The sequence below is a fragment of the Teichococcus deserti genome (assembly GCF_001982615.1).
GTDB classification, from domain to species: Bacteria; Pseudomonadota; Alphaproteobacteria; order Acetobacterales; family Acetobacteraceae; genus Pseudoroseomonas; species Pseudoroseomonas deserti.
The window spans coordinates 1-6,944 of sequence record NZ_MLCO01000125.1 but is presented as its reverse complement, the minus strand read 5'-3'; the positions used below and the strand labels follow the sequence as shown (position 1 = coordinate 6,944).

General features: G+C 70.0%; 6 protein-coding genes. All 6 read left to right on the top strand.

Features of this window, described 5'->3' with window-relative positions:
* Positions 1-65 precede the first annotated feature (65 nt).
* Positions 66-1,643 (top strand): hydantoinase B/oxoprolinase family protein, encoded by a 1,578-nt coding sequence (locus BKE38_RS13970; protein WP_076957918.1) that lies wholly within the window; start codon positions 66-68, stop codon positions 1,641-1,643.
* Between the two features lies 1 nt (position 1,644).
* Entirely contained in the window at positions 1,645-3,096 is a 1,452-nt protein-coding gene (gene pdxR / locus BKE38_RS13965) for a MocR-like pyridoxine biosynthesis transcription factor PdxR (RefSeq protein ID WP_076957917.1), read from the top strand.
* Complete coding sequence (locus BKE38_RS13960; protein ID WP_207553570.1) at positions 3,093-4,427, top strand: aminotransferase class III-fold pyridoxal phosphate-dependent enzyme; 1,335 nt, start codon at positions 3,093-3,095, stop codon at positions 4,425-4,427. The genes pdxR and BKE38_RS13960 overlap by 4 nt, the downstream gene beginning before the upstream one ends.
* A complete protein-coding gene (locus BKE38_RS13955; protein ID WP_076957916.1) occupies positions 4,424-4,795 on the top strand; it encodes a nuclear transport factor 2 family protein in 372 nt (123 codons plus the stop codon). Before BKE38_RS13960 ends, BKE38_RS13955 begins: the two co-directional genes overlap by 4 nt.
* Positions 4,796-4,994: 199 nt before the next feature.
* Positions 4,995-5,555 (top strand): hypothetical protein, encoded by a 561-nt coding sequence (locus BKE38_RS13950; protein ID WP_242662351.1) that lies wholly within the window; start codon positions 4,995-4,997, stop codon positions 5,553-5,555.
* 16 nt (positions 5,556-5,571) lie between these two features.
* Positions 5,572-6,944: tripartite tricarboxylate transporter permease (locus BKE38_RS13945; RefSeq protein ID WP_076957914.1), on the top strand; the 1,373-nt coding region annotated here is incomplete at its 3' end.

Genomic DNA, 6,944 nt, shown 5'->3' with positions numbered 1-6,944 from the left:
CCGCCCGGCTGGCAGGCGGCGCCCGATCCTGAGGGAAATCTTCTGCTGACGCGGAGCGATGCGGCATGAGCGCGCTGGACCCCTTCCTGGTCGAGGTCATCCGCCACGGCCTCTCCGCCGCGGCGGAGGAGATGAGCCTGGTGATGACCCGCTCCGCCCGCTCGCCGCTGCTGCGCGAGGCCGGCGACCTGTCCTCCGCCATCACCGATGCCGAAGGCGGGCTGGTGGGGCAGGGGCGCGACATCCCGATCCACCTGGGCGCCATGGCCTATACCGTGCGCGAACTGCTGAAGCGCTGCCCGGCCGGGACGCTGCGCGAGGGCGATGCGCTGATCTACAATCTGGGCGCGCTGGGCGGCAACCATCTGAACGATGTCAAGGTGGCGCGGCCGGTCTTCGTCGACGGCACCCTGGTGGCCTTCGCGCTGAGCCTGGCGCATTGGCCGGATGTCGGCGGCACCTGGCCCGGCAGCTACCTGGCCGAGGCGGTGGACACCTTCCAGGAGGCGATGCGCATCCCGCCGATGCCGATCCTGCAGCAGGGCACGCTGAACCGCCCGGTGCTGGACTTCATCCTGGCCAATGTGCGCGACCCCGTCGCCTGCGAGGGCGACCTGCTGGCCCAGATCGCCGCGACGGAAGCCGCCGAGCGCCGCATCCGCGAGCTCTGTGCCCAGCACGGCACTGAGACCTTTGTCGCCTGCATGGCCCGCCTGCACGACCTGTCCGAGGCCGAGATGCGCGCCGCCATCGCCGAGCTCCCGGACGGCACCTACGAGGGCGAGGATTTTCTCGACGATGGCGGCCCGGGCGGCGCACCGGCGCGCATCCATGTCCGCATCGCCATCCGTGGCGAGGAGGCGCATGTCGACCTCTCCGGCAGCGCCGACCGCGTCGCCAATTTCTGCAACACCACGCCCTTCATCGCGCGCTCGGCCGTGGCCTATGCCGCGCGCATCCTGAGCGGGCGGGAGATGCAGCAGAATGCCGGGGCGCTGCGGCCGCTGACCATCGTGACGCGGCCGGGCTCGATCCTGGAGCCCGGTTGGAACGCTGCGGTGGCCGCCGGCAACCACGAGACTTCGATGCGCGTGGTCGACGCCATGTTCCGCGCCATGGAGCACATCATCCCCGAGCGGCTTTCCGCCGGCGGTCCCGCGACCTCCGGCCTGCTGGCCTTCGCCGAGCCGATGCCCGACCAGTCCTGGCGCATGCTCTACGAGGTGCATGGCGGCGGCGAGGGGGCGCGGCACGACCGCGACGGCTCACCGGCGACGCGGGTGCATCTGACCAACACCTCCAACACGCCGGCCGAGGTGATCGAGGCCAACTACGCGATCCGCGTGGAAGCGCAGTCGATCCGCCGCGGCTCGGGGGGGGCCGGACAGCATCGCGGCGGCGACGGCGTGGTGCGCAGCTATCGCGTGCTGGCCGAGAGCATGTGGCTGACCAGCTGCGTCGAGCGCTGCAAGATGTCTCCTTACGGCCTGAAGGGGGGCGCCGACGGCAAGCCGTTCCGCATCACCCTGACCCGGGACGGGGTTTCCGAGGAGATCCCAGGGAAAAGCAACATGCTGCTGAAGCGCGGTGACCTGGTGACGATGGAAAGCTGCGGCGGCGGCGGCTTCGGCCCCGCCGGCTGACATGCGCAGCCGGTTGTCGCTGGCCGGGCTGCCGCTGGACCGCCGGGCGGAGCTGCCGCTGTACCAGCAGCTGGCCGCGGCGCTGCGGCCGCGCATCCTCGATGGCAGCCTGCCGGCGGGGACGCGGCTGCCGGGGTCGCGCGCCATGGCGGTGGAGCTCGGCTGCTCACGCGCCATCGTCCAGGCCGCCTGTGACCTGCTCTATGCCGAGGGCTATCTGCAATCGACGCCGCGCGGCGGGGTGCGGATCGCCGCCGTCGCCAAGGGAGACGCGCCGGCCGCCGGCGAGCAGCCGGCGCCGCGCCTCTCCGGCCGCTGGCAGGCGATGCTCGACATCGACTATGTCTCCGATCTGGGCTCGCCTTTCTCCAGCGGCACGCCGGATCTGGAGGAGTTCCCCTTCGAGCTCTGGGCGCGGCTGCTGCGGCAGTCCTGGCAGAAGCCGCGCGCCGATCTCTGCCGCGCCATGTCGCCGCTGGGCTGGGCGCCGCTGCGGGCGGCGACGGCCGAATATCTCGGCGCCGTGCGCGGGCTGTTGTGCCGGCCCGAGGAGGTGGTGATCACCCCCGCCAGCGCGGGCGCCCTCGATCTCTGCTGCCGCATGCTGCTCGATCCCGGCGACGAGGTCTGGGTGGAAGAACCCGGCTTCATCGAGGCGCGCAGCAGCCTGCTGGCCGCGGGTGCCCGGCTGGTGCCGGTCCCGGTCGATGGCAAAGGCCTGGTCGTCGCCGAGGGGATCCGGCGCGCCCCCAAGGCACGGCTCGCGGTGGTGACGCCCTCGCACCAGTTCCCGCTTGGCATCGCCATGGCGCTGGACCGGCGGTTGGAGCTGCTGGACTGGGCGCGGCGGCAGGAAAGCTGGATCATCGAGGACGACTACAATTCCGAGTTCCGCCACCGCGAGAGCATGGCCGCGGCGCTGAAATCGCTCGATCGCAGCGGGCGGGTGATCTATCTCGGCACCTTCTCCAAGGTGATGCTGCCCAGCCTGCGGCTCGGCTACCTGGTGGCGCATCCCGGCTTCGTCGAGGCCTTCGGCCGCGGCCGCGCCCGCATCGACGTCCATTCCGCCGGGACCGCGCAGCCGGCGCTGGCCGCCTTTCTCTCCGAAGGTCATCTGCTGCGCTACCTGCGGCGGATGCGCAAGCTCTATGCGGCGCGGCAGCAGGCGGTGCTGGCGGCGATCGACGAGCTGCTGCCCGATCTGCTGGAAGTGGCGCCCACCGCCGCCGGGCTGCATCTGACCGCGCTGTTCACGCCGGCGATGGCCGCGCGCATGACCGACCGCGAGGCTTCCGCGCGCAGCGGACAAGCGGGCAACTACATTCAGCCGCTGTCGCAATGCTATCTCGGCCCGCCCGACCGGCAGGGCCTGGTGATCGGCTATGGCCGGCTGCGCGCGGAGGAGGCGCAGCCGCGTCTCGCCGCGGTCGCGGCCCGGCTGCGCGCATGACCACCGACAAGAAGGACCGACCGATGGGCAGGCTGCTGCGAACCGGGCTGAATGCCGGCACGGAGGCGCCGCGCGTCACCGGCGGCGAGGGCGCATTCTTCATTCTGGCCGATGGACGACGCGTCCTCGATGGCAGCAACACCGGCGGCCCGCTCGGCCATGGCCATCCGAAGCTGATCGCGGCGCTGCGCGAGGCCGCCAGCCTGCCCATGGTCAATGAGGGCTGGAACTGGTCCGGCCGCGACCAGGCCGCGGAGGATTTCTTTCGTGTCGCCCTGCCCGGTGAGGATTGGGCCGGCGCGATCCGCTTCTGCCTCAGCGGCAGCGAGGCCAACGATATTGCCCTCAGTCTGGCGCAGGCGATCACCGGACGCCCGGCGATCGCGACGCGGGCCCGCGCCTATCACGGGCTGGTCGGGCTATCGCGCGACGTCACCGTGCAGCCGCATTGGCATGGCGGGCTGGCCGCGCCCGGCGCCACGCGGCGCCCCTTCGCCGGCGCGCCGGTGCATATCCTGCCGCCGCCGGAGGGCGCCCTCTACCGCAGCGACGGTGCCGCGCCGGCGCCACTGGAAAAAAGCCTGGAGGGCGCGCCGGCGATGCTGGCGCGGTCGGCGGCGATGATCCTCGACTACACCCAGGGCGGCTTCTACCACGACGGTGCCTACCAGGATGCGCTGGCGGGCATGGCGCGCGAGGCCGGCTGCCTCTGGATCGCCGACGAGGTGGTGACCGGCCTGGGCCGCGCCGGGCGTCGCTTCGCCTTCCAGGGCGGCGCCTCGCGGCCCGACATCGTGACGCTGGGCAAGGGGCTGGGCGGCGGCATGGTGCCCGTCGCCGCCGTGCTGTTCTCGGCCGAGATGGTCGAGCGGATGCAGGGCAGCGCCTGGCAGAATTACGGCACGCTGCGCGGCCATCCCATGGCCATGGCCGCCGTCAGCGCCTATCTGCGCATCCTGGAAGAAGAGGCGCTGCTCGACCGCGTCGCGGCGCTGGAGACGCTGTTCGCCGGGCGGCTGGAGGAAATCGGCCGCCGGCATCCGAGCGTGGCGCGCATCGCCGGCCAGGGCCTGCACTGGACGATCGAGCTGCATGGCCCCGCCTGGCAGAACTGGCTGGCCGACACCGCCGAGGCGCCCACCGCCTCGCTGGTCGCGGCCGAGGCCCTGTCGCTCGGCGCCGTCATCGGCACCAGCGGCGAGCAGACCTCGCTGTTCCTGGCCCCGCCGCTGATCATTTCGGCGGAAGACTCCGAGCGGCTTCTCGCTATCCTCGACCAGAGCCTGGATCTCGCCGACCGGGCGCACAATCAGCAGGAGACGATTCGATGAGCGACGAGACCGCCATCCGCGCCGTGGTGCAGCAGTATTTCGACGCGCTCTACACGGGCGATGTCGCGGCCTTCCGCCAGGCCTTTCATCCCGAGGCGCAGCTCTTCTCCTCGGAGAATGCGGTGACCGCGGCGCTCGGCCTCGACGCCTGGCTGGAGCGCGTGGCCAACCGCCCGGCGCCGGCCGCGACCAACGACCCCCGCATCGACGAGGTGGTGGCGCTCACCCAGCCCAGCGCCACCACCGCGCATGTCCGCGTGCGCGACGCGCTGGGCGCCAACCGGTTCATCGACGAGCTGCTGCTGATTAAATATCCGCAAGGTTGGAAGATCGTCTGCAAGAGCTGGGCCTACGAGAATCAAGGCTGAAACAGCAGGCTTCGCGACCTCCTCGGGCGCTGCCCGGGCAACGCGAAAAAATTTCCTGCCCCCTGCTGGAATAATTCCCCCTCCGGCCTCGTAGGCGCCTCATCGAGGGGCGCATGCGTGGGGCCACTGGTTGCCCGGCGGCATGTGGGGTCCAAGAGGGGATGCAATGAGAGTGAATGCAAAGGACCTTGCCTCCGGCATGGTTCTGCTGGTGCTGGCGCTGGTCGGCCTCTGGCTGAACGGCGAGCACAGTCTGGGCTCCGCGCGCCGCATGGGGCCGGGCTACATGCCGATGCTGGTCTTCTGGCTGGAGCTGCTGCTGGGCGTCGTCGTCGTGGCGCTCGCCTTCCGCGCCGGCGAGGATCCGCTGGAGAAATGGACGAAGCTCGACTTCGTCACGCTTGCCATCGGCATCGGCGCCGGCCTGGTCGCCTATCCGCTGGCGGCCGCCGTGCCGGCGCTGTCGGTCAACTGGTACCCGATGGGCATCGCGCTGACCGTCTGCATGGGCGTGATGGCGGTCAGCCCGGGGTGGCGCCAGATCGCCTTCGTGCTGATCGGCATGACCGTCTTCGGCATCCTGCTGGAGCAGGGCGGGCTGGTGCTGGCCGTCGCCGCCATGGTGGTGATCGCGGCCCTGGCCGATCCGACGCACCGGCCGCTCGGCGTCGCCGGCTGCGTGGTCTTCCTGATCGCGCTGTGCTGGTGGATGTTCATCTACGAGCTCGATATCCGCGTCAACGTCTGGCCGGCCTTCTGAGCGGGGGATCAGCAGCATGGAACTCCTGATCGCCAATCTCGCCCATGGCTTCCATGTGGCGATGAGCTTCGACAACCTGCTCTTCGCGCTGCTCGGCGCGCTGATCGGCACCGCCATCGGCGTGCTGCCGGGCATCGGGCCGGTCGCCACCATCTCTCTTCTTCTGCCCATCACCTTCGGGCAGCCGGCCACCACCGCCATCATCATGCTCGCCGGCATCTATTACGGCGCGCAGTATGGCGGCTCGACCACCGCCATCCTGCTGAACCTGCCGGGCGAGGTCTCCTCGGTGGTGACGACGCTGGAAGGCTACAAGATGGCGCGCAACGGCCGCGCCGGCGCGGCGCTGACCATTTCGGCGCTGGGCTCCTTCTTCGCCGGCTCGGTCTCGACGCTGCTGGTCGCGGCCTCCGGCCCGCTGCTGACGGAAGTTGCTCTTTCCTTCGGCCCGGCGGACTACTTCTCGTTGATGCTGCTCGGCCTGATCATCTCGGCCGTGCTGGCGCAGGGCTCGGTGGTGAAGTCGGTCGGCATGGTGGTGCTGGGCGTCGCCCTCGGCCTGGTCGGCACCGACGTGCAGACCGGCCAGCAGCGCTTCACCTTCGGCATCCCCGAGCTCTCCGACGGGCTGAACTTCGCCGCCATCGCCATGGGCGTCTTCGGCATTTCCGAGATCATCCTGAATCTCGAGAATCCGGAAGTGCGCAGCGTCCTCTCCACCAAGGTCGGCTCGCTGTTCCTGACCAAGGAAGAGTGGAAGCGCTCCACCCCCTCGGTGCTGCGCGGCACCGTCATCGGCTCCGTCCTCGGCATTCTGCCGGGCGGCGGCGCGGCGCTGGCCTCCTTCGGCTCCTACATGATGGAGCGGAAGATCTCCAAGGGCCGGCATGAATTCGGCAACGGCGCCATCGAGGGCGTGGCCGGTCCGGAAGCCGCCAACAACGCGGCCGCGCAGACCTCCTTCATTCCGCTGCTGACGCTAGGCATCCCCTCCAATGCCGTGATGGCGCTGATGGTGGGCGCGCTGATTATCCAGGGCATCCAGCCGGGCCCGCGCATGGTGGAAGCCCAGCCCGACCTGTTCTGGGGCCTGATCTGCTCCATGTGGATCGGCAACGTCATGCTGCTGGTCATCAACCTGCCGATGATCGGCATGTGGGTGAAGCTGCTGCAGGTGCCGTACAGGTTCATGTATCCGGCGATCCTGGTGTTCTGCGCGATCGGCGTCTACTCGATCAACAACAGCGTCTTCGACGTCTACCAGACGGTGTTCTTCGCAGTGCTCGGCTATGTCTTCGCCAAGATCAAGATGGAGCCGGCGCCGCTGCTGGTCGGCTTCGTCCTCGGCCCGATGATGGAGGAGCATCTGCGTCGCGCCATGCTGCTGTC

Coding starts and splice junctions, on each gene's coding strand:
- BKE38_RS13970 (WP_076957918.1), top strand. CDS start 66: ATGAGCGCGCTGGACCCCTTCCTGGTCGAGGTCATCCGCCACGGCCTC.
- pdxR (WP_076957917.1), top strand. CDS start 1,645: ATGCGCAGCCGGTTGTCGCTGGCCGGGCTGCCGCTGGACCGCCGGGCG.
- BKE38_RS13960 (WP_207553570.1), top strand. CDS start 3,093: ATGACCACCGACAAGAAGGACCGACCGATGGGCAGGCTGCTGCGAACC.
- BKE38_RS13955 (WP_076957916.1), top strand. CDS start 4,424: ATGAGCGACGAGACCGCCATCCGCGCCGTGGTGCAGCAGTATTTCGAC.
- BKE38_RS13950 (WP_242662351.1), top strand. CDS start 4,995: ATGGTTCTGCTGGTGCTGGCGCTGGTCGGCCTCTGGCTGAACGGCGAG.